The sequence below is a fragment of the Nonomuraea solani genome (genome assembly GCF_900108335.1).
Taxonomy (GTDB): Bacteria; Actinomycetota; Actinomycetes; order Streptosporangiales; family Streptosporangiaceae; genus Nonomuraea; species Nonomuraea solani.
In genome coordinates this window covers 92,272-114,343 of sequence record NZ_FNVT01000027.1, presented here as the reverse complement: position 1 = coordinate 114,343, position 22,072 = coordinate 92,272, and the positions used below count along the sequence as shown (strand labels likewise).

18 protein-coding genes and 1 tRNA gene are annotated in these 22,072 nt (G+C 69.9%); 10 read left to right on the top strand and 9 right to left on the bottom strand.

Features of this window, described 5'->3' with window-relative positions; translation table 11 throughout:
* Window positions 1–40: 40 nt before the first annotated feature.
* From C4V41_RS52530 to C4V41_RS52510, 5 genes are all read left to right on the top strand, one after another.
* Window positions 41–1,489, top strand: a complete 1,449-nt coding sequence (locus C4V41_RS52530) for a hypothetical protein (RefSeq protein WP_146104144.1) — start codon at window positions 41–43, stop codon at window positions 1,487–1,489.
* Entirely contained in the window at window positions 1,486–2,217 is a 732-nt protein-coding gene (locus C4V41_RS52525; RefSeq protein ID WP_146104143.1) for a hypothetical protein, read from the top strand. The genes C4V41_RS52530 and C4V41_RS52525 overlap by 4 nt, the downstream gene beginning before the upstream one ends.
* A complete protein-coding gene (locus tag C4V41_RS52520; RefSeq protein ID WP_103963594.1) occupies window positions 2,214–6,629 on the top strand; it encodes a coiled-coil domain-containing protein in 4,416 nt (1,471 codons plus the stop codon). Before C4V41_RS52525 ends, C4V41_RS52520 begins: the two co-directional genes overlap by 4 nt.
* Complete coding sequence (locus tag C4V41_RS52515; protein ID WP_103963593.1) at window positions 6,626–7,678, top strand: Wadjet anti-phage system protein JetD domain-containing protein; 1,053 nt, start codon at window positions 6,626–6,628, stop codon at window positions 7,676–7,678. The genes C4V41_RS52520 and C4V41_RS52515 overlap by 4 nt, the downstream gene beginning before the upstream one ends.
* Before the next feature lie 451 nt (window positions 7,679–8,129).
* A complete protein-coding gene (locus C4V41_RS52510; RefSeq protein WP_235030936.1) occupies window positions 8,130–9,293 on the top strand; it encodes a tyrosine-type recombinase/integrase in 1,164 nt (387 codons plus the stop codon).
* A gap of 71 nt (window positions 9,294–9,364) precedes the next feature.
* On the opposite strand, the gene C4V41_RS52505 is transcribed toward C4V41_RS52510, so the two are convergent.
* Window positions 9,365–9,441: transfer RNA gene (locus C4V41_RS52505), tRNA-Arg, on the bottom strand.
* A gap of 54 nt (window positions 9,442–9,495) precedes the next feature.
* A complete protein-coding gene (locus C4V41_RS52500; protein WP_103963592.1) occupies window positions 9,496–10,230 on the bottom strand; it encodes a ZIP family metal transporter in 735 nt (244 codons plus the stop codon).
* 89 nt (window positions 10,231–10,319) lie between these two features.
* Between C4V41_RS52500 and C4V41_RS52495 the strand changes: the two genes are divergently transcribed.
* Entirely contained in the window at window positions 10,320–11,102 is a 783-nt protein-coding gene (locus C4V41_RS52495; protein WP_103963591.1) for a phosphotransferase, read from the top strand.
* Window positions 11,086–12,021 carry a cobalamin biosynthesis protein gene (locus tag C4V41_RS52490; RefSeq protein ID WP_103963590.1) on the top strand — a complete coding sequence of 312 codons (936 nt, stop codon included), beginning with the start codon at window positions 11,086–11,088 and terminating at the stop codon, window positions 12,019–12,021. Before C4V41_RS52495 ends, C4V41_RS52490 begins: the two co-directional genes overlap by 17 nt.
* A 4-nt stretch (window positions 12,022–12,025) precedes the next feature.
* On the opposite strand, the gene C4V41_RS52485 is transcribed toward C4V41_RS52490, so the two are convergent.
* The 3 genes from C4V41_RS52485 to C4V41_RS52475 all read right to left on the bottom strand — a co-directional run bounded on the left by C4V41_RS52485 (window position 12,026) and on the right by C4V41_RS52475 (window position 13,985).
* A complete protein-coding gene (locus C4V41_RS52485) occupies window positions 12,026–12,259 on the bottom strand; it encodes a hypothetical protein (RefSeq protein WP_103963589.1) in 234 nt (77 codons plus the stop codon).
* A 93-nt stretch (window positions 12,260–12,352) separates the two neighbouring features.
* Window positions 12,353–13,150: an exodeoxyribonuclease III gene (locus C4V41_RS52480; RefSeq protein ID WP_103963588.1), complete on the bottom strand. Its 798-nt coding sequence runs from the start codon at window positions 13,148–13,150 to the stop codon at window positions 12,353–12,355.
* 73 nt (window positions 13,151–13,223) lie between these two features.
* Entirely contained in the window at window positions 13,224–13,985 is a 762-nt protein-coding gene (locus tag C4V41_RS52475; protein ID WP_160150703.1) for a curculin domain-containing protein, read from the bottom strand.
* 133 nt (window positions 13,986–14,118) lie between these two features.
* Between C4V41_RS52475 and C4V41_RS52470 the strand changes: the two genes are divergently transcribed.
* Complete coding sequence (locus C4V41_RS52470) at window positions 14,119–14,838, top strand: AfsR/SARP family transcriptional regulator (RefSeq protein ID WP_160150702.1); 720 nt, start codon at window positions 14,119–14,121, stop codon at window positions 14,836–14,838.
* On the opposite strand, the gene C4V41_RS52465 is transcribed toward C4V41_RS52470, so the two are convergent.
* Window positions 14,829–16,019 (bottom strand): winged helix-turn-helix domain-containing protein, encoded by a 1,191-nt coding sequence (locus C4V41_RS52465; protein ID WP_103963585.1) that lies wholly within the window; start codon window positions 16,017–16,019, stop codon window positions 14,829–14,831. The genes C4V41_RS52470 and C4V41_RS52465 overlap by 10 nt on opposite strands.
* A gap of 26 nt (window positions 16,020–16,045) precedes the next feature.
* Window positions 16,046–18,538 (bottom strand): ATP-binding protein, encoded by a 2,493-nt coding sequence (locus C4V41_RS52460; RefSeq protein ID WP_103963584.1) that lies wholly within the window; start codon window positions 18,536–18,538, stop codon window positions 16,046–16,048.
* Between the two features lie 97 nt (window positions 18,539–18,635).
* Between C4V41_RS52460 and C4V41_RS52455 the strand changes: the two genes are divergently transcribed.
* Complete coding sequence (locus C4V41_RS52455) at window positions 18,636–19,721, top strand: MFS transporter (RefSeq protein WP_200824856.1); 1,086 nt, start codon at window positions 18,636–18,638, stop codon at window positions 19,719–19,721.
* Here C4V41_RS52455 and C4V41_RS52450 read toward each other — a convergent pair.
* Entirely contained in the window at window positions 19,687–20,337 is a 651-nt protein-coding gene (locus C4V41_RS52450; RefSeq protein ID WP_103963582.1) for a hypothetical protein, read from the bottom strand. The two genes, C4V41_RS52455 and C4V41_RS52450, sit on opposite strands and share 35 nt — an antisense overlap.
* On the opposite strand from C4V41_RS52450, the gene C4V41_RS63625 reads away from it, so the two are divergent.
* On the top strand, window positions 20,336–20,512 hold the full coding sequence (locus tag C4V41_RS63625) for a hypothetical protein (protein WP_200824855.1): 177 nt from the start codon (window positions 20,336–20,338) through the stop codon (window positions 20,510–20,512). The two genes, C4V41_RS52450 and C4V41_RS63625, sit on opposite strands and share 2 nt — an antisense overlap.
* Here the strand turns inward: C4V41_RS63625 and C4V41_RS52445 are convergent.
* Window positions 20,488–22,047 carry an ABC transporter substrate-binding protein gene (locus C4V41_RS52445; RefSeq protein ID WP_103963581.1) on the bottom strand — a complete coding sequence of 520 codons (1,560 nt, stop codon included), beginning with the start codon at window positions 22,045–22,047 and terminating at the stop codon, window positions 20,488–20,490. The genes C4V41_RS63625 and C4V41_RS52445 overlap by 25 nt on opposite strands.
* Window positions 22,048–22,072: the final 25 nt, after the last annotated feature.

The following is a 22,072-nucleotide window of genomic DNA, read 5'->3' as shown; positions in this document are numbered from 1 at the left end:
GTTCGGGGATCGCGTGCGAGCGCTCCTGCGGGCCCGGCCGGTGGCCGACGCGGCGGACAACGCCGCACGGCAGATGTGGGGCGGACGTGAGTACGACGTCGTGACGCTCGCCTTGGCCGCCATCGATGCTGTGATCGCCAAGCAGGGATTCGATCACGAGGTCACCTACGACGAAGCGGTTGCGGGGCTGGCTGTGCTGGCCGCCGGCGCTCATCCGGAACGTTCCATCGATGAACACGGCGCGGTGGCGCGGTATGTGGTGGACGCGCTGCTCAACCGCAAGGAACGCGAAGCGCCGTTCAGCTACCAGGTCTCGATCTTCAGACGTGACAACGACGGCTCGGTCCGCCATCGGGTCGGGACGGCCGAGTTCCGGCTACTGACCGAGCATGAGGATCACCGTAGAGGCGTCAATGTCCTGCGGGCTTCGACGGACGCCATCAACGCCCTGGTGGGCGGGCTGGAGTTCGACGTCGAAGACGAGCAAGCTGCGATCGAGCTCATGCTCGCGCGGCAGCTCGAACGCGGAGCGTTCGGACAGGCGGAGAAGGCGGCCGAACGATCGCTGCTCCTGTCCATCCGCTATGCCGATGAACTGCGGACGCTGCTGGCGGACACGGTGCGGGACATTCGGACCGTGCTTCCCCAATGGGTCAGGGAGGTGCCGGAACAGTTGGAGCGCAACCGTACACACCTGGAGGAACGGCTCGCGACAGAGTCCAGATTGCTCGGCCATCTCCGAGGAGCGCTGGACGCACCCGACACCGAACCGGAGGTCGCCAAGGCCTCAGCGCGCATCGCAGCACTGCTGGAGAAGTGCCGTCAACGGCACACCGAGCTCCACGGGAAGCTGGTCAACGCACGGACGATCTTTCTCGACGAGCAGGCCCGCCAGTCGTTCCGGCCGGTCGGCGGGCTGCGGAACCCCGACATCATGGACGGCCTGTACCTCCCACTGCTTGTCCTGCGCGCCGACGTGGCGGTGGAGCCTGCTGAGACCTTCGCCGTCCTGGTGTCAGGCGGCCAGGTGCCTAGGGTCGTGCGCATCGCCGACCTGGTCGATGACCTTCTCGCGCCACGACGCGCGCCTTCACTGGAAGATCCGCCAGTTCCCGACGAGGAGCTCGGCGATCCCGATCCTCCCGCCATACCTCCGGAGGTGCTGGGGGCCGCCGCACGCCTGGTGGACGAGGTCGGGCTGCCCGCGCGCCTGTCAGATCTCCTGCTTTCCGCCCGGGCGGCGGATCTGCCCGCGGAGGTCGAGCAGGTCATCGTTCTCGCCGCGCTGTGGAAGTACGCACCCGAGACGGCGCAGGACGTGTCCACGGCGGTGGACACGGCTGCTCGCGTCCTCGGCGCCGCGGCGGCGGTCGACGCCGATGGCGCGCGGATCACCCTGCCCGGCTGGTCGGGCGATGATCTGATCGTCGCGCAGGACGAGGAGGCGCTCAGCCGGTGGGCGGCGGTGGCGGACCGGGATGCCTCATGACCCTCAGCCAACGCGATCTCGCCGATGTGGGTGTGCTCATCGGTTGCGCCCTGCGGCCGAAGATGCGGCCCGGCGCGGACAGCGACTATCGCGCACTGCTGAGCCGCTACCGCGCCGACGTGGAGTTCCGCAACGCCGTGGACAGCGTCCTCGAGGGACTCGAGACTCAGGTGCTGTCCGATTCCGATCTGGGACTTGTCCTCGGCGTGCGCCGCGAGTCGGTGTTCGCCTATCGCATCTCGGACCTGCCGAACGTCGGTGGCGTGACCGAACGATTGCTGGTGGGACTCGTCAGCGTCGCGGTCGCCGCCTACGCGTTCCCGACGCCGGCCGACTTCGATGACGACCGAGTTAGGTGGGTGTCGGTCGACGAGCTCGAACGCTTTCTCCGCGAGACGTGCGAACGGTTCAAGCGCACACCCGAGCAGGCACAGGGATCGCTTGACGAGGCGTGGCGTACCTATGACCGTCTGTCGCCCGGCTACAAGGCGGACAGAGGAAAGGGCAAGGCACGCCGGTCCCCCGCATCCTCCACCTACTGGATAGCGCACGTGCTCACCTGGATGGTCGACCAAGCCCTCGCCCGGTCAGCACCTGCCCGCGGTCCTGAGGTCTTCCAACTGCTCGAACGCTTCCGTATCCAGGCCGCTGAACTCGCCGGCAACGCCGCATATGACGTATTGGCCGCCATCAGACGTAGCGACCACGACCGGAGGGCGGCACCGTGACTTATCAGCTGTCTCGTCTGCGGCTGGCGAACGTCGGCGACAGGGCTGCCCGGTTCACGGATCTCACACTGGACGTGTCGTCAGACGCAGACGGTTCGAGTGAGCCCGTTGACTCGATCCTCTGGCTGCGTAACGGAGGCGGCAAGTCAAGTCTGCTCTCGCTCTTCTTCGCCCTGCTCCTGCCCTTGCGGAAAGACTTCATGGGCAAGTCCGTCAAGCGGTATCTGGAGGACTACATCGCCTCCGGCGACACGAGCCACACGGTCGCTGAATGGATCGCGCAGTCCGACGACAGCTTGTTGCCCCCGCCGCGACTCATCACCGGAGCCGTATACGAATGGATCGACCGCCGCAAACCCGTCGACCCCGATCGTGATCGTGAAAAGCTCAGAGGGTGGTACTACTCGTTCTTCGAGGTGCCTGGTGTGCTCGATCTCGATCACCTTCCCGTTCACGATGAAACGGGCCGCACCCGGCCGATGGCCGAGTTCGTTCGCCTGTTGCGGGAGATCGCGGCGTCACGGCCGCAGCAGTTCTCGTTCGCGATCACTGATCAGCGCGGTGTGTGGACCGAAACACTTATCGCGCGAAATCTCGATCCGACCTTGTTCGGCTATCAGAAGGAGATGAACCACTCGGAGGGCGGGGTCGCCGAGCTGTTCAATTTCCCCTCCACGGACAAATTCATCGACTTCCTGATCGATTTGACCGTGGACAGCGCTCAGCCGGAGCTCGTCGCGGCCAATCTGCGGAAGGTCATCGACGTCCTTGGTCGGAAACCAGATCTGCTTGTGGATCGTGACTTCTGTGCTGAGATGTCCGGCATACTTGACACGCTGGCCGAAAGACACCATCTCGCCAACGAAGCGGACCGAGAAGCAGGCGAGGCGAAGCAGGCGGCCGCTCTGCTGGCAGCCGCGTTCCAAAGCGCGGCTTCGGCGCAGGAAACCGACAGGGAATGGTTCGCCGGGGAGGCGAAGCGGCTTCGCGGCGAGGCTCATAGGCTGGACAGCGAACGCGGCCGACTCAACGACGTCGCGAATGAATTGCTCAGGATCGCGGCCACATATCGGCTCGCTGCGGTGACCAAGGCAGCCGATGAGGCGAAGTCGGCAGCCACCACCACAAAGAATGACGACTTGGCCTGGGAAGCGGTCGGCCCCCTGGCCGAGCGGGCGGAGGCAGAGGATCAAGCACGGTCGGTGCGCCGACAGATGACCGAGGCGGAGCGAGAGACCGCTCCGCTGCGCAGGGCACGGGATGACGCCGCGGCCCTTCTCAAGGCCCGCTACGTCGCTCTCGCGGCTGACGAACGTACCGCCGAGGAGCAGATGACCTCAGCGGCGGAGACCGCGAGGTCCCATGCCGCGACCGAAGAGGAGCGCGTGCGCGTCAACCGGGAACTCTCCGCCAAAGCGGAGGAACGCGCGGACAACCTCCGCCTGCAGATGGCAAGCATCGAAGATGCCATCGAAACCGCAGCCAACCTGGGCGACCTACCCGATCGAGAAGCGGTTCCCGCTGAGGTTCTCGGCGACTCACGGGCAGCCAAGAACGAGGCGAACCAGCTGCTGAATGAGGTACGCGCACGGCGCGCTGGCCGGCCGGCGCTGCGCACATCACTGAGTGAGCAGCGGAGAGCCCTGGCGACCGAGCGGGCCGCCAGGAACTCCGAACGGGATCAACTCGTCTCCGACCACGAGAAACTCTCCGCTCGCGTCAGCATGCTGGCCACCAACGCCAGGTTCGCTGAACTCATGGAGCTCAGCGAGGATGGGCGGCTCGATCTGTGGGCCGAAGCGGCCAACCTTCGTGCCGCGCTGACACATGCGGTCTCGACGGCCGAATCGGTCATCGTGGAAACCCGTGTCGATGCGGCCGACGACGATCGTGCGCTGGACGGGTTGCGCACCGACGCATTCCTCCCGACCACACGTGATGCCCAGCGCGTTGCCGAGGCGATCGCCGGCGAAGTGACTGCGCGGCCGGGATGGGAGCTGCTGCGTGACCTGGTGAGCGAGCCCGCACGCGCCGTCGCGTTGCGGAACTCCATCGTTGCGGAACTCGCCGCGGGCGTGGTCGTCGCGGACGCAGACCTCGGCAAGGCCCACCTCGCTCTGGAAAAGCAGGGCTGCTGGTCGATCGCCCACGTCACCGTATGCTCCGCGACCCAGATGCAGCAGGCGTTGAATGCGGTTGCCCCTGAATGGTCGGCGGTGCCCAGTGACCCGGCGTTGTACGATCCGGCCGCGGCGGAACATGCGCGGGCAGAACGTGAACGCCGGCGCCATGAGCAGGAACGGCGAATCGCCGAACTCCACCAGCAGACACAGGCGGACCGAACGCTGCTGGAGGTGCTGGAATCCCTGCTGCGCGACTGCCCAACCGGTTACCTGCACACCTTGGAGATCAGGGCCGAGGAATGCCGGCAGGCCATCGACATGATCGACAGCACCGACGCAACACTTGGTTCTCAGATCGACGAACTCGAAGCCCATGACCTCGCGGACGCGGCCACAGAGCAACGGCTGTCCGACAATCTCAACCTGCTCGCGAGCAGAATCGAGCGCCTGACAGCCCTCGTCGCCAAGGTCTCAACACTGCAGGAACTCAAGCGAGACATCGAACAACGAGACCGGGACGTCCGGGCGTACACGCGGGTCGCCGACGAAGCCACCACTCTCGCGAACGAGTGGCGCAAGACCGAGCGCGCCGCTGAACGAGAAGCCGCCGAGCACAGATCCAACAAGGAACGATACGAACGTGAAGGCCGCGCGATCTCCATGCTCGATGCGGGCCGCAAGGACGTCGCCACCCCGACGGACGACCCCCTGTCCATGCTGACGAGCCGTTTCAACGATCTCGACATTCAATGGCATGCTGTGGCAGCGCAATCCGTGCTCGCAGAACGGCTAACGGGGCTCATCAGTCGCGCCGAACGCGCCGAACAGGCGCTCGCGGGATATCCGGAGGCCATTCGCGAACGTGCGGCGTCGTTGCTCGAAACGGGCGATGGGCAGGATCCTGAACGGCGTGCCATCGCGCGACGCCGATCCCGGGAGAAGGCCGACCAGGCCCAGCAGGGGTTGAGCCGTGCCATTCTCCAGCTCGAACAGGCGCGCAAAGAGGTCACTGAGCGGACGCCGCGCGACAGGCTGCGGCACGCCCAGCTCGACGTCGAGCCCGCAGGCGAAGCCGAGGCGCGGGAGCTCGCCGCGATACAGGCGGCGACTGCGACCGACATGAGTGGACAAGTGACCGCTCTGAACAGGGAGGCCGACGACGCGGTCTCAGCCGCGAGCGAGGCGGACACCGCGGCGCAGGTGCTCGCACAGCGCGCGCATCGTCTCACCGACGCTGCCGCGCCAGCCGACGTGGTGGATGGAGTGGCAGCGTTCGACGGCGACGATGCGCGGGCCGAGTCGGAGACACGGGCGGTACTCGGTCGCCTGGCCTCTACCGCGGAGATCGTAACCGTAGCGAGGATCAAGACGAACGAAGCCATCGACGCTGTGCGCAGGCTGGCGTCGGAGGGCAGGTTCTCCGGAATCCCCGATGCGATCAGAGATCGATTCACCGGTGACGATCCTGAAACGCTCGGCGATCGTGCCGCCGCCCGCGCCGAAGAGATGCGGGCGCGTCGCACCACCATAGACGGCCAGCTCGCCGACATCGGACGCGATCAGCGGCTCGTCGTGGTGGAGATCGCCGCACTAGTTCAGGACGTGCTCGCGAACCTGGAGTCCGCAAACCGGCACTCTAAACTGCCCGGGACCCTGGGCGGATGGGCCGATCAGCACTTCCTCCGAATCCGGTTCGCCCGCCCCAGCAGCGAGGAGGACCTGCACGCACGAATTGACGCGGTCGTCGACCGGATCGTGGTCGAGAAGTCGAAACCCGAGGGTTTCGCGCTCCTCAAGCGATGTGTCCACGAAGCTGTGGCACCACGCGGGTTCACCGTCAAAGTACTCAAACCCAACAGCGATCTGGCGGTCGAACCGGTCGACGTGACCCGCCTCGGCAAGTTTTCCGGCGGCGAGAAGCTGACCGTGTGCGTCGCGCTCTACTGCACACTCGCCCGGCTGCGCGCCGTCAACCGGGGCAGGGGAAGGGCAGCGCTCGGCGGCACCCTCGTGTTGGACAATCCGCTGGGCACCGCGAGCCACGTGGCGCTCCTGCGGCTACAGCGCGAGGTGGCGACCGCTCATGGCGTGCAGCTCGTCTACACCACCGGCGTGGAAGACCTCGGTGCCGTCGGTCAGTTTCCGAACGTGCTGCGAATGCGCAACGCGCCAGGAGCGCTCCGAACTCGGAGGTACGTCGTCCTGGAGGAACGCTTCGGATCCGCGGTGGAAGGCATCACCAGCGTCCGCCTGACACGTGATGAGACGACGGACGGCGCTGCATCATGAAGCTGAGTTCCCTGGCCCGGCATCTCGCCGAACAGGTCGCGGCCTCGCCGCGGCAGAAGATCGAGATCGAGACGCTGTACGACGCGGCGGTCGCATTCGATCGGCGCCTGGCGACGGTGCCGACCGCGCGTGCCGAGATCCGTGACGCGCTGAACGAGCTGGCCATTGCCGAGTCGGTGATTTTCCCGAGCACCTCCCGGCATTTCGACACGCGAGACGCGCCTCCCCTGCCGCTCTGGGTCCGCCGCCCTCCTCGCGAGCGGGTCGTGCGCGAGGCGAGGACCGTACGGGTATGGCCGCCCACGCTCGAACTTGCCGGACGGATCGCAACCAGGCAGGACGAGTTCGACGTGCTCGAGACGGTGGCCGCCTTTCTTCGCGACGGAGGGACGACGAGGCCGAGCGTGCCGATGAGAGAACGGTCCTTGGAGCTGTTCGGCGATGAGAAACGGCTTCATGGGCTTGTGACGCACCGGCTGTTCGCGTCCGGGGCGCTGACGCTCGAACTGCTGCGTTGTCACCAGGTGCCCATTCCGTTCGTCTCGCAATGGGTTCCGGGACGCCCTGACCCTCGCGGTACGGCACTGCTTATCGCGGAGAACCATCACACCTACACCTCGCTTCTGGAGGCCACGCGGCTCCACGCCGCCGCAGGTCCGGGACGGCATGTGGGCTACGGCACCGGTAACCAGTTCCCGTCGGCGGTGTTGTCGACGCCGCTGCTGTCTCCGAGACCCGACCGGATCGTCTACTTCGGCGACGTGGATCTGCAAGGACTGCAGATCCCCGCCACGGCCTGCGCCAGTGCGGTCTTGGCCGGCCTTCCCGCGGTTGTGCCGGCACTTCCGCTCTACGAACTGCTCTTCGAGGCAGGCCGCGAGCGTCCCGCCGTGCCCGTACCAGCGAATGCCGCTGTGCGCGTGTCGGCGTGGCTCGGCCCGCTCGCAGAACGAGCCAGGAAGATGCTGGTCACTGGCATCCGGCTGCCGCAGGAAGCAGTTGGGTACGAGCTGCTGTCGACCCGCCCGGACGTGCTCGACAGGGTTTAGGGGTGTCCTGAAGACCTGGGTGGGTGGGTGGGTTGGTGTGAGGTGGCTCGTCCGCCGTCTTGGCTTACCCCACGGCGACGACCACCTCTTCGTCCCTGAAATTGCTCCGCCGAACCGATCATGACAAGGAGATCGAAATCCTGGTGTTACGGCACCAGTTGACCGCACTGCAGCGGCAGGTGACCAAGCCCGCGTTCGCGCCGACTGATCGGTTCCTTCTCGGCTTGCGCTTCCCCGACACTTGGCCTGAGGTCATCCCTGATCGAATGCGAGCCCTGGCTGACGCGTCTGTCTTAGCACACCGTGAGAGGTGGAGGTGGGGCAGATGCCAAAAGCTCGTGTGCAGGTCAGCAGGCGATGCGGCTGCGTGGATACGGAAACAGGACGTCAGCGAGGAGTGACGTGTCCGCGTCTGCCAGTAGATGGCGATCACGGCAGCTGGTATTTCGCGGTGCAGGTACGCGGCCTGGAGGGGCAGCGGCAGCGCATCCGCCAGGGCGGTTACACCGACCCTGAAGAAGCCCAAGCGGCAGGCCGCGCTCTGGCCGCGGCCGACCACGACGGTGCAGGGGCAGGATGCACCCTTGGACAGTGGCTGGCACGCTGGCTGGCCACCAAGAACGCCCTGCGTCCGTCGACCCGGCAAGGCTACGCCGCGCACATCCGCCTCTACCTCATCCCGCAGCTGGGACGGATCCTCCTTCACCAACTCACCTCTCGCCACGTCAACGGACTGCTCGCGACGCTGGCGTCCCACCCCTCGCCGACCGGCCGCCGGTTGTCGCCCGCGACTGTGGTGCGGATCCACGCCACCTTGCGGACCGCGCTGAACGCCGCGGTGCGTGCCCGGCTGATCCCGGTCAACCCGGCGAACGGCGCCGAGCTGCCCCATCCACGGCGGCCGCATCCGGTCGTCTGGACCGTCGGGCGGACGGCCCGGTGGCAGCAAGCGGGAGAACGTCCGGCGGTAGCGGTCTGGACGGAACAACAGCTCGCGGCCTTCCTGGTCGGCGTCGCGCAGGATCACCTGTACGCCGCCTGGTGGCTGGCCGCGCTGCGCGGTCTGCGCCGCGGCGAGCTGACCGGGCTGCGCTGGACCAACGTCGACCTGCAGACCGCAGAGCTGACGGTGACGCAGCAGCGCGTGCACGCCGACGGCCAGGTCGTGGTCGGCCCGCCGAAGAGCGCCACCAGCTGCCGAGTGGTCGCCTTGGACGCGCAGACCGTACGGGTGCTGAGACGGCACCGCGAGCGGCAAGAGAAGCTGAGCGCGACGGCGGGCACCCGCTGGCAGAACTCGGGATACGTGTTCACCACCGCGACGGGTGCGCCGCTGCGGCCAGACTACCTCACCGGCCGATTCCGCCGGCTGGTGGCGACCTCCGGACAACCGCCGATCCGGCTGCACGACCTGCGGCACGGCGCCGCCACGCTGGCCCTGGCCGCGCACACCGACCTGAAGGTGGTGCAGGCAATGCTGGGGCATGCCAGCATCGTACTGACCGCCGACACCTACGTCTCGGTGCTGCCAGAGGTAGCCCACCACGCCGCCCGGGAGACGGCCCGGCTGGTGCTGAACGCCGCGTCCGCGCTGGGGCGGCCACTCGGCGGCTGACTCAGCTTTGCCTCACATTTGCCCCATGCCGCGCCAGCGCGCAGGCGCGGCTGGAGTTTGCCCAGGTGAAGTGGCGCGCCCTGCAGGATTCGAACCTGCGACCGTCGGATTAGAAGTCCGGTGCTCTATCCAGCTGAGCTAAGGGCGCTCCCGCCTTATTGTGCATGATCCGGCGACTTGTCACGCACACGTTTTCCCCGTGTCAGTCTGTCAGCCCGATCACACCCCACATGAACACCACCCCCACAACCGTCGCGCCCAGCGTCAAACCCGTGCTGCGGCGGGGGGTGTGGGCCTCCGGGAGGATGTCGGAGGTGGCCAGGTAGAGGAGGAAGCCCGAGAAAAGGCCCAGGTAGGCGCCCAGGGCTTCGGGTGGGATGGTCAGGAGGGAGGTCAGGGTGGCGCCTGTGATGGGGGCGAGGGCGTCCAGGGTGAGGAGGGTGAGGGCGCGGCGGCGGGTGTTGCCGTAGAGAGATGTGACCGTGTACGTGTTGAAGCCGTCCGTGAAATCGTGAGCGATTACTCCGATCGCGACGGCCACCGCCAGCGAGCTGTCCGTCTGGTACGCGGCGCCGATGGCGGCTCCGTCCAGGAGGCTGTGGACGATCAAGGCGGAGCCGGCGGTGAGGCCGACGCCCGCTCGGCTGTGGCGGTGCGGGGTGTAGTCGGCCTCGTGCGTGTCGTGGATGCTCATCGAGCGTTCCGCGATATGGACGGCGAGGAAGGCCAGGGCGAACATGAGCATCGGCAGCGGTACGCCGTGCGCATGGAGAGAGTCGAGGGCCAGGGCCTCCGGGAGGAGGTCGAAGGCCACCACGCCCAGCATCACGCCGGCCGCGAAGCCCAGGACGAGGTGGCGGCGTCCGCCGACGCGGTCGGCGACCAGGCCGCCGAGGAGCGTCATGAGGAACGCCGCCAGCGACAGCAGGATGGGCACGAGGTGACAGGTTAGCGAGCGGGAGATGTGCGGCCCAGCTTGGAAAAGGCCAGGCGGGGGCGGGGCAAATGGGTCTAAGCTGTCGTGGCATGGTCGCGACGCTCCTGCATGAGATTCCCCTGCAGGGCGGGGACGTGACTGACGGGGTAGTGCGTGTTGGAGACACCGTACGCAGACCGGCCAGTACGTCAACGCCCGCTGTGCATGCCCTGTTGAGGCACCTGGAAGCCGCCGGGTTCGAGGGGGCGCCCCGTGTCATGGGGATGGACGGGCTTGGCCGGGAGATTCTCACCTATGTACCGGGGAAGACCGGGCTTCGGCTTGAGAGCGTGGCCGAGGGGGCGTTGGTGGAGCTGGCGGAGCTGGTGCGCCGGTATCACGACGCGACGGCCGGGTTCCCGCTGACCACTGAGGGGTGGGAAGGCGGGTCGAATGATGACAAAGCGCCGGAAGTCATCGGACATTGTGATTTAACGCCGGAAAATGTGGTCTTTCGGGATGGCAAACCTGCTGCGCTGATCGACTTCGACCTCGCTCGCCCGACCACCCGGCTCTTCGACATCGTCACCACCCTCCGCCACTGGGCCCCCATCGCCGACCCCATCGACTGCCCGCCCCTCCTCCGCTCCCTCGACGTCGGCGCCCGTCTCCGCCTGTTCTGCGACGCGTACGGCGTCCCGCCCCGCGATCGCCGCCGCCTCCTCGCCCTCGCCAGGATCCGCTTCCAGCGCTCCTACACCGTCATGCGCACCCGCGCCACGACAGGCGGCAACTGGGCGCGGATGTGGGCGGGCGGCGCCGGTGAGCGCATCCGCAGGGCCGCGGCCTGGCTGGATGTGCACGAAGATGAGCTTCATGCCCATTTGGTATGACCCCCTGGGCCTTGCCCTTGGCGTGGCCCTCGACCGTGTCCTGGCCGACCCGCAGAGTCCGGCCCACCCTGTCGCCGTGTTCGGACGGGCCGCCGCGCGACTGGAGCGGGTCCTGTATCGGGACGAGAGGGCGCGCGGTGTGGTTCACGTCGTGTTGTGCGTCGGGGGTGCCACGGCTCTCGGCGTGCTGGGTCAACGGGCGGCGAACCCGGTCGCCCGTACGGTCGTGACCGCCGTGGCCACCTGGGCCGTGCTCGGCGGCACCACGCTGGCCCGCGAGGGCGCCTACCTGGCCGACGCCCTCGAACACGACGACCTGGAACGCGCCAGGGCCCGCCTCCCTCACCTCTGCGGCCGCGACCCCTCCCACCTGGAGGCTCCCGAGCTGGCCAGGGCCACGGTCGAGTCGCTGGCCGAGAACACCTCCGACGCGGTCGTGGCGCCCCTGTTCTGGGGTGCGGTGGCGGGGGTGCCGGGGTTGCTGGCGTACCGGGCGATCAACACGCTGGACGCCATGATCGGCCACCACTCCCCCCGGTACGAGAACTTCGGCTGGGCCGCCGCGAAGCTCGACGACGTGGCGAACTACGTACCGGCGCGGCTGACGGGCGTGCTCACCGTCCTGACCGGGCCCGACCCGCGGCAGGCGCTGGCCATGTTGCGGCGGGACGGGCACCGGCACCCCAGCCCGAACGCCGGCAGGTGCGAGGCCGCGTTCGCCGGCGCGCTCGGTGTCACGCTGGGCGGCAAGAACGTGTACGGCGAAAGGACCGAGAACCGCCCCACGATGGGTGAGGGACCGAAGCCCGCCGTCAAGGACATTCGCCGCGCGGTACGCCTGACGCGAGCGGTCGGCCTGGCCGCCGCCGGCACGGCGGTGATCACGGCCTGGGCCCTGCACCGGGCCTTTACCCGGTGATTCCTCACATGACGCGGTTGAGGTTGAGGACGAGCCAGATCACGAATACGGCCGTCAGGGTAATTCCGATCATCGACTTCGCCGCGTTGTGCGCGGTGACCTTCCTGGCCACCACCTGCCTGGCACTCTGCTTCCACACCTGACGGGTGAGAACCATGGTCTGGAAGCGGCGGCCGAGAGCGAACACGGCCAGGGCGATGAGGATGAACAAGATGACGCGGCCGTCTGCGGGTTCCATCGAGATCCCCCCTGCTGGGCCTGGATGCGACGTATTTCCCCCGTGACTTTCGAGAACTCAGGATACTCGGACGACAGCACTTTGTAATGGTATTTACGGCTCGAGGTCGACCACGATCGGCGCGTGATCGGACGGTCCTTTCCCTTTACGCGCCTCACGATCGACGTACGCCGACCGCACCCGCCCGGCCACGTCGGCACTGGCGTACACGAGGTCGATGCGCATGCCCTTGTTCTGGTGGAACATCCCGGCCCGGTAGTCCCAGTACGTGAACGGGTGCGGCCCCTTCATCGGCGTCGGCACCACGTCCTGGAGCCCGAGATCGCGCAGGTCGGCCAGCGCCTGCCGCTCGGCGGGCGTGACGTGGGTCGAGCCGGCGAACAGGGCGGGGTCCCACACGTCGGCGTCCGTCGGCGCCACGTTGTAGTCGCCGCACGCCACCAGCGGGCCGGTCGCCAGCTCGGCCGCGAGGGCCTCACGCAGCTCGGCGAACCAGCCCAGCTTGTACGTGTAGTGCGGGGAGTCGAGGCTGCGGCCGTTGGGCGCGTACAGGGACCAGACCCGCATCCCGCCACAGGTCGCGCCGATCGCACGGGCCTCGGCCCGGGCGGCGCCGACCGTGTCGAGCTCGGCGAAGCCCGGCTCTCCGGGGAAGCTCAGGGTCACGTCGTCCAGCCCGGCCCTGGACAGCAGCGCGACCCCGTTCCAGCGCCCGTCGCCGTGGGCCGCGGTGGCGTAGCCGAGCGCGCCCACCTCCGCCACCGGGAACGCCTCCGCGGGGCATTTGGTCTCCTGCAGGCAGACGATGTCGGGCTTGGTCTCGGCCAGCCAGTCGAGCAGGCGCGGCAGCCGTGCCTTGACCGAGTTCACGTTCCAGGTAGCCAGGCGCATCCCCCTAGCCTGCCATCGGTGAGCGGCACCACCCAAGAAGGCCGGGCGGAAGTCCGCCCGGCCAGAAGCGGGGTCAGCGGCTGGACCAGAGAGGCTTGTTGTCCGCCGAGTAGATGATGACCCGGCCGTCGTTGGTGACCGCCAGCCACGCGCCGGGGTTGCCGGCCGTCCTGGTCGTCCACAGGGCCTTGTCATTTCGGTCGACGACGACCCAGTTACCCTCGGGCTGCATGATCGAGCGAGCCCCCGGGTTCCCCGCGGTCGGGGTGGTGAACAGGCTCTTCTGCCCGTCGTACAGCACCGCGTTGCCCTCGTCCTGCTGGATCAGCCGGTAGCGGCCGTTGGCCGACTGGATGACCTGGCCGGGCCGCAGCACGTGGCCGGAGGGCAGCTTGCCGATGGCGGCCTTCGTCGACCACAGCGGCCTGTTGTCCCTGGAGTAGATCACCAGGTTGCCGCTCTCCTTGGGCAGCAGCAGGTACGCGCCGGGGTTGCCGGCGGTCGGCGTGGCCCACAGCGGCTTGTTGTCGGCGCCGTAGATGACGAGGTTGCCCTCCTTCTGCATGGTCGCGCGGGCGCCGGGCCTGCCCGAGGTGGGCGAGGTCCACAGCGCCTGGGTGCCGTCGTAGAAGACCAGGTTGCCCTGCGCCTGCTGGACGAGCTTGAACCGGCCGGAGGTCAGCGACTGCCCGGGCAGCAGCCACTCGCCGGGCCCGAGGCGGTCCCCCTTGAGCGTGACGGTGGCACTGGCCGGCTGGGTCAGGGCGACGGTGGCCACCGGGCCGGCCAGGAGCGAGCCCGCCAGAACGGCGATCGCGGCCTTCTTCGTGATCAACTTTCGTCTCTTCCTGTTGAGGCGTAGATCGTGAGCCAAAGACGTTCGCAGAGGTGGTTGGCGTTTGATTGGCGCCGTAAGGGCTTTTAGCGGGCTTTTAGCGCCCTGCCGCACCCTGTGACAGGTGGATCACTTGGAGTTTCGCCTGCTCGGGTCCATCGACGCCTGTGTCGGGGACCGCCGCCTGGACCTTGGGCCGCGGAAGCGTCGTTTCGTACTGGCCGCGCTGCTGCTGGACCTGAACCGTCCGGTCCCGGTGGAGCGGCTGGTCGACGCCGTGTGGGAGACCGATCCCCCGGACAGTGCGCGGATGACCGTGCAGGGACACGTGTACCGGCTGCGCCGCGCGCTGGTCGGCGCCGAGGTGGAGACGGATTCGTCCGGCTATGTGCTGCGGGCCGACCCCGAGCGCGTCGACGCGCTGCGCTTTCGCCGGTTGACGGCCGAGGCGGCCAGGGAGGGCGACGAGGCGGGCGCTGAGCTGCTGGAGGAGGCGCTCGGGCTGTGGCTCGGCCCGGCGCTCGGCGAGTCGAGGGGTGGCAAGTCGCTGGAGGTGGCGGCGATCGAGCTGGAGGAGGCGCGGCTGGCGGCGATCGAGGACCTGGCCCGCCGCCGGCTCCGGCTGGGGCAGCCGGAGCGCGCGATCACGCCGCTGCGCGCGATCGTGACGGCCGCGCCGCACCAGGAGCGGCTGGTGTCGCTGCTCATGACGGCCTTCTACCGGGTGGGGCGGCAGGCGGAGGCGCTGGAGCTGTACGACCGCACGCGCCGCCTCCTGGCCGACCAGCTCGGCGTGGACCCGGGCCACGAACTGCGCGCCACGTTCGCGTCGCTGCTCACCGCTCAGGCGTGATCGAGTGCGGCCCGCGCCGCCGCCTCGTCCAGCCGATGCCCGTGGGCGCGGTGCAGCTCGGCGGCCCTGCGGGCGTGCTCGGCCCCGGGCGGTTCGGCCCGGGCCAGCAGGGTGAGCGCCTGGCCTTCGAGCCGCCGCAGCCCATGCGCGGCGGCCGCGGCGCACGCCTCCCGCGCCAGCTCCGCGGCCTCGTCGGGCAGGCCGCCCGCCAGGAGCACCTCGATCAGCCACACCCGGGCGCGCACCTCGATGTAGGGGTAGGTGCGGTCGCGGTAGTAGTCGAGCACGTCTCTCAGCACGCGGATCCGCTCACCGATCGCCGTGGACGCGTCGACCTTGGCCAGCGTGCTCCTGGCCTCCTCGTACTCCCTGACCATCCCGCCGGAGGCCGCCACGGCGACGGCTCTCCGGGCCAGGTCCGCCGCGCCGTCGCCGTCGCCCCGCGCCTGTGCGACGAGGGCCGCGCTGGACAGGGCCGCGGCCAGCTCGCCGCCCTCCGCCTGCTCCAGCGCGCGGTCGAACGCGTCCATGGCGGCGTCGAGGTCGCCCAGCGCCAGGTGGATGTCACCGAGGATGGAGTAGGACCGGCCCCGCCACCCCTGCGGCTGGGGGTCGTCGCTCTCCTCGCGCAGTCGTACGGCCCGCTCCTGCCGCTCCAGCGCCTGGCCCGCGAGCCCGACCCACATGAGCTTGATCGCGAAGTTCTCCAGCAGCGCGGGCAGGCGGGACGGGTCGTGGGCCTCCCACAGCCGCACGATGTGTTCGTACTGGCCGGCGCCTTCGTGCAGGTCACCGGCCACGACGAGGTTGCTCGAGGCCACCAGCACGCCGGTCTTCCAGCCGATGCGCTCGTAGAGCTCGGCGGCCTGCTCGCAGTGGCGGATGGCCGGTCGCGGCTCGTTGAGCGTGAACCAGGCCCCGGCCAGCGAGTAGCCCGCCGTCGTGCTGGAGATCCGGCCGCCCAGCGTCTTGCGGAGCTGTGACACCTTGAGCTGCACGATGGTCTTGGCGGTCTTGGGCGGATCGTCCTCCCACAGGGCCTCGATCAGCCGGTCGACCGGCACGTAGGAGCCCTTGTACGCGGCGAGCAGCCCGAGCACGCACTGCTGCTGGGCCCCCTCGATCGGAATCTGAGCGCCGCCTTCGCACACCTCGACCGGGCCGAGCACGCGGATGTCCATCCCGACCGAGCATAATGCGTAAACCCTCAGATCAAGCCGGTACGGCGAGCCAGCGCCGCCGCCTCCACCCGCGACGTCACGCCCAGCTTGGCCATGATGTTGGACACGTGCACCCCCGACGTCCTGGCCGAGATGAACAGCCGCTCCGCGATCTGCCGGTTGCTCAGCCCCTCGGCGACCAGGCCGAGCACCTCCCGCTCCCGGGCCGACAGCACCAGGCCGCCGGAGAGGCTCACCCGCAGCGTGGCCGCGGCCGCCTCGACCTCGCGCCGCAGCGGCTCCGAGCCGAGCGCGCCGGCGATCGCGGCCGCCTCGCGCAGCGGCCCGGTGGCCTGAGCCGGGTCCTGCTCGGCGGCTCTGACGAGGGCCTGGCCCAGCGCGTACGGCTGCCCGACCGCCCGCCAGCCCGCCACGGCCGCCGCCCAGGACCCGCCGCACTCGGCCTCGAACGTGGCACGGTATGCCTCCTGCACCCGCCCCGTCGTGGCGATGCCCGCCGGCGCCTCGCGGACGCGGCCGATCCTGGCGCCCAGGGCCAGCAGCGGCCAGGCGTAGCGGCGGCTCAGCGTCAGATCGTGCTCGGCCAGCACGTGATCGACCACCCGGCGGGCCCGCCCCAGGTCGGCCCGGGCCACGGCGAGGCGGCATTCGAGCAGGTCGGGCTCCAGGCACGAGTCGTAGCCCCGCGACCGTCCGCGCATCAGCGGCCTGGCCTGGCGGACGATCTCCGCGGCCTCGTCGTGCGCGCCCTCCAGGACGGCCACGGTGCCGAGCACCATGAGGATCCAGGCGCGGTGGATGGGCGGCGGGCCGAGCGCCAGCGCCGTGCTGATCACGTCGCGGGCCTCCTGCCAGCGGCCGAGCGAGGTGAGGGGCTCGGCCAGGTTCGCGGCCAGGTGGCCGCCTCTCGATCGGGCCAGGCCCAGGCGGCGGGCCCTGGCGATGCCCTCGCGGGCCACCGACTCGGCTCTGACGTGCTCGCCCGCGGCCTCCAGGACGTCGGCCTCGCTGGCGTACGACATGAGCAGGGTGTCGTCGTCGGGCGCGGACGCCCTGGCCTCGGCGTACAGGCCGGCGGCCGTTCCGAGATCGCCGTCCAGGGCGGTGAGGGCGGCCAGGGTGATCAGGGAGCGGGTGTCGCCGAGCGCGAGCGCCTCTTCGGCGTGGGCGCGCGCCTCGGCGTCCTGGCCGTTCCAGGCCAGCACGGTGGCCAGGGCGCCGATCAGCCTCGACTCGCGCGGCGCCAGGCGTACGGCCTCGCGCAGGTCGTCCAGGCCCTCCTCGCCGAGCAGGTCGCGGATGGCCACCCGCAGCTCCAGCAGGTGGGCGGCGCGCAGCGGCTCGGACACCTCGTCGAGCGCCCGGGTGGCCAGCTCCTCGGCCCGCTCGGCGTCACCCTCGGTCAGCGCGTCCCGCGCGGCCAGCTCCAGCACCTGCGCATGGTCCTCTGCGCCGGCCTGGTCCCACAGTTCCAGGACCCGGTCCCAGCGGCGGGCCTGCCAGGCGGCCTGGAAGGCGCGGCGGCGGTCGCCGGCCGCGTACCAGTGGTCGGCGGCCCGATCGGGCTGAGCCTCGGCGCAGCGGGTGTGCAGCCGGCGCCGCTCCCCCGGCAGCAGGTCGTCGTAGACGGCGTCGCGGATGAGCGCGTGCCTGAAGGTGTAGCCGTCGCCGTCCACGAGCAGCAGCCGGGCGCGTACGACCGGCCGCAGCGCCTCGTCCAGCGCCAGGTCGTCCAGCCCGGCGGCGGCCCGCAGCACGTCGTGCGGCGTCCTGCGCCCGGCCACGGCGGCGATCCGCAGCACGTCGAGCCCGTCGGGCGGCAGCCGCTCGGCCCCGGCGAGCAGCACCTCCCGCAAGGAGGCGGGCGTGGCGGCCCCGGCGGGAACGTCGGCCAGGGCCTCGGCGAACAGCGGGTTGCCCTCGCTGCGCGCCATGATCCGCGCCACGTCGTCGCGGCCCAGCATGCGCGCCACCTCGTCGCGCCCCAGCGGCGGCACCCTGATCGTCTCGGTGTCCGGCAGCCGCAGCGGCTCCCGCGAGGTCGCGACGACGAGCACGCCGGGCGCCATCAGGTTCCGCAACAGGAACACCAGCAGGTCGACGCCGGCCTGGTCGGCCCAGTGCAGGTCCTCCAGCACGATCACCAGCGGCCGCCGCTCGGCCGACCGCTCGACCAGCAGCAGCACCTCCTCGAACAGCCGCGCCCGCCCCAGGTCGGGCATCTCCTCGACCTCGCCGAGCTCGGGCAGCAGCCGGGCGAGCCCGCGCCGGCCGCCGCCCGGGACAAGCCCGGCGCCGTACTGCCTGACCAGCCGGCGCAGCACCGGCACGAACGGCGCGTACGCCGTACCACCGGGATCGGCCCCGCCCTCGACGACGAGCGCGTCGATCCCGGACACGAACTCGCTCACCAGCCGCGACTTGCCGATGCCCGCCTCGCCGACGACCAGCACGGCGCCCGGCGCGCGCCGCCACGCCGCGCCCAGGCGCGCCAGCTCCCCCTCACGTCCGACGAACACGCACCCATTATGAAGAGGCGGCTACGTCTCATGCCCGATGTGCCTTATGCGCGCTTCCGCGACCGTCGTAGGCATGTTGACGCGTTCGATGAGTTTGATGATGGCCGCATCGACGGCCGGGCTGCTCGGCTTCTATCTGCTGTTCTCCGCCGTGCCCCTCTACGCCACGACCGGTGGCGCCGGCGGGCTCGGCGCCGGGGCGGTCACCGGCGTCATGATGCTGGCCACGGTCGTGGCCGAGCTGGCGGTCCCGTGGTCGTTGTCCCGGTTCGGCTATCGCGCCGTGATGGGGCTCGGGCTGGCGCTGCTCGGCCTGCCCGCGCTCCTGCTGCCGCTGTCGGCCGGGCTGGGCTGGGTGCTGGGGATCAGCGCGCTGCGCGGCGCCGGGCTGGGCGTCCTGGTGGTCACGGGGACCGCGCTCACGGCCGAGCTGGTGCCCGCCGAGCGCCGCGGCGAGGGCCTCGGCGTGTACGGGGTGGCGGTCGGCATCCCGTCCGTGCTGGGCCTGCCGCTGGGGTTGTGGGCGAGCGACGCCCTCGGGCACACGCCCGTGTTCGTCGTGGCCGGGCTCGTGCCGCTGGCCGGATTGCCCGCGGTGCTGGGGCTGCCCGCGAAGCGGCCCGTACGTGATCCCGGCGGTGTGGTCGTGTCCGGTGAGCTGATCAAGCTGGCCACGGTCTTCGCGGCGGCGACGGTCGCGACGGGCGTCATGGTGACGTTCCTGCCGCTGGCGGGCTCTCCCGAGCTGGCCTCGGTCGCGCTGCTCATCCAGTCGCTGGCCACGCCGGCGGCCCGCTGGCTGGCGGGCCGGCACGGCGACCGGCACGGCTCGGCGGGGCTGCTCAAACCCGGTGTGCTGGCCTGCGCGCTCGGGGTGGGCCTGCAGTTCTGGACCGGTGGCCCGGTGGCGGTGGTGGCCGGGATGGCGCTGTTCGGGGCCGGGCTCGGGGTGCTGCAGAACGCGACGCTGGCGCTGATGTTCGAGCGGGGCGAGGCCGCCAGGGTCAGTACGTTGTGGAACCTGGCCTTCGACGCGGGCATGGGCGCGGGGGCGATGGGGTTCGGGCTGGTGCTGGGGTACACCGGCTATCCGACGGGGTTCGCGATCGTGGCCGCGCTGATGGCGGCCACGCTCCCGCTGACCCGGCTCAGGGCCGTCGCGTACGTTCGACGCCCACGGTGATCTCGTTGCCGAGCCGGTGGCCCAGCAGCAGCTCCAGGTCGTCGCCGCTCCAGAACCTGCCCGGGTCGTACCAGTTGGGCCGGCGCCCGGCGGGCAGCAGCCCCATCTCCTCGTAGGTGACGGCCACGACCTCGGCGCAGTAGGCGCTCTCCAGCGTCGCCTCCTTACGCAGCCGGCGTGGGACGCGCCCCCTGGCCCAGCGGGCGGCCAGCCGGGCGGTGGAGGGGAAGGGGGTGCCGTCGAGCCTGGCCACCGTGCGCAGCGCCGCGTCCTCCATCTCGGGAGTCGCCTCCGGTTCGAGCTGGCGCAGCCAGGGACGCTGGTCGTAGCGGTCGGCCCAGGTCGTCACCGCGTCGCGCAGGTCGTGCAGTTGCACGCCGCGCTGGTGGGTGCCCGACCACAGGTCGAGCAGCGACTTGCCGAGCTCGGCGTGCCACATCATCGGCGGCAGGTCCTCGGTCACGATCGCCATGCCCACGTGGTTGACCGGGCTGTTGGTCATCGTCTGGATGGCCCGGTCGGGCACGGAGCGCCCTCGGAAGATCCACAAATCGCCGGTCCTGGTCACCTTGACGGCCTCATCGAGAGTCAGCACAAGGGCTAGCCTAGGCAACATGCGCTGGTGGAAGATGCTCGGTCTGGCCGGAATCATGGGAGTGGCGGCCACGGGAGTGGTGATCGCGCGCGCCGAACGGCGCCGCCGCGCCTACACGCCGGAGGAGATCAGGGCGCGGCTGCGCGACCGCGTCGAGGCCACCAAGGAGGCTCAGCCGGAGGGCCGCAAGTCGTAGACGAAGACCACGTCGGGGTAGGCGGGGTTGTCGTCGTAGCCCTGGATGCTGCCCAGGAAGGCCCGCTGTGACTTGACCACCCAGGGCAGCGCGGCGGCCGCCCGCTGGTCGAGCACCCTGACCGTGGCCTGCTCATAGGTGCGCTGCGCCGCCGGCTTGTCGGTCACGGTCAGCTCGGGCGCGACGTCGAGCAGCGCGTCCAGGCCCGGGTCGTCCAGATAGGCCAGGTTGAACACGGGCGGGTTCATGCTGCGGAAGACCTGGCCGAAGTAGGAGTAGCCGTCGGCGTAGTCGGGCCACCAGTACATGACGAAGATGTCCTGGCCGCGCTTCTTGCCCAGCTCCCACTGCTCGTTCCAGTGCATCGCCCGCGCGTCCAGGGTGACGTTGAGCTGCCGCAGCGTCGCCCGCAGCCGCCTGACGAGCACCTCCTCGTCGGCCTCGCCCTCGGCGTAGGTCAGGCTCAGCCGCAGCGGCCGGCCACCGGGACCGTAGCCCGCCAGTTGCAGCAGCCGCGTGGCGGCGGCCAGGTCCTGCTTGGGCACCCGGCCGGAGACGTGGCCGAGCAGTCCTTCGGGGATGATGCCGCTGGCCGGCATCACGGCGCCCTTGAGCCGCTTCATCAGGCCCTGGTAGTCGACGGCCTTCTGCAGCGCCTTGCGCACCCGTACGTCCTTCGTCGGGCCTTCGGCGGTGTTGAACAGCATCACGGCCGTGGTGAACGACGGCCGGTCCGAGGTGCGCACGCCCGGAGCGGCCTTGGCCCTGGCGAACAGGCGCGGGTCGAGCCGGTCCACGAAGCTGGCCTCACCGCGCTGCAACATCCGGTACGCCCGCTCGGGGTCCGGCACGACCTGGTACTTGATCGTGTTGTAGTGCGGCCGCCGCCAGCCGCCCCAGTAACCGTCGTACGCCTTGAGCGTGAGCTCGTCTTCCTTGCCCTTGTTCCACTTCGTCACCGTGTACGGCCCCGAGCCCGCGTCCCGCCCCTCCTTGAACCACTTCCCGAGGTCGGGCGCCGCCTTCGTGTCGTAGATGTAGGCGGCGTACCCGGCGGAGGCCACCAGGTCCAGCGGGACCGGGTATTTCAGCGCGAAGGTGACGGTGTGCGGCCCTTCGGCCCTGATGGAGGAGACGGCGTCCCAGATGTAGGAGGCGCCCGTCTTGGACGCCATCGTGCGCTCGATCGACGCCTTGACCGCCGTGGCGTCCAGCGGGTTGCCGGTGTGGAAGGTCACGCCGGGGCGCAGGCTGAACGTCCAGGTCCGGCCGTCGGCCGACGACCGCCACGACGTGGCCAGGCGGGGGGCCGACTTCTTGGTGACCGGGTCCCAGAGGGTGAGGGTCTCGTAGATGTTCTGGAAGGCGATGATCTCGTTGGAGTAGGAGCGGCCCGGGTCCCACTCGGTCATGATGTCGGTGTTCTTGACGTACACGAAGGGCGATTCGCCTTCCGGGGCCCGCTGCGGCTCGGGCGGCGGTGAGCAGGCGGCGAGCAGGATCAACGCGGCGGCCGCGGCAAATCGACGGCGCAACGCGTCTCCCTCTGTCACCGATGTA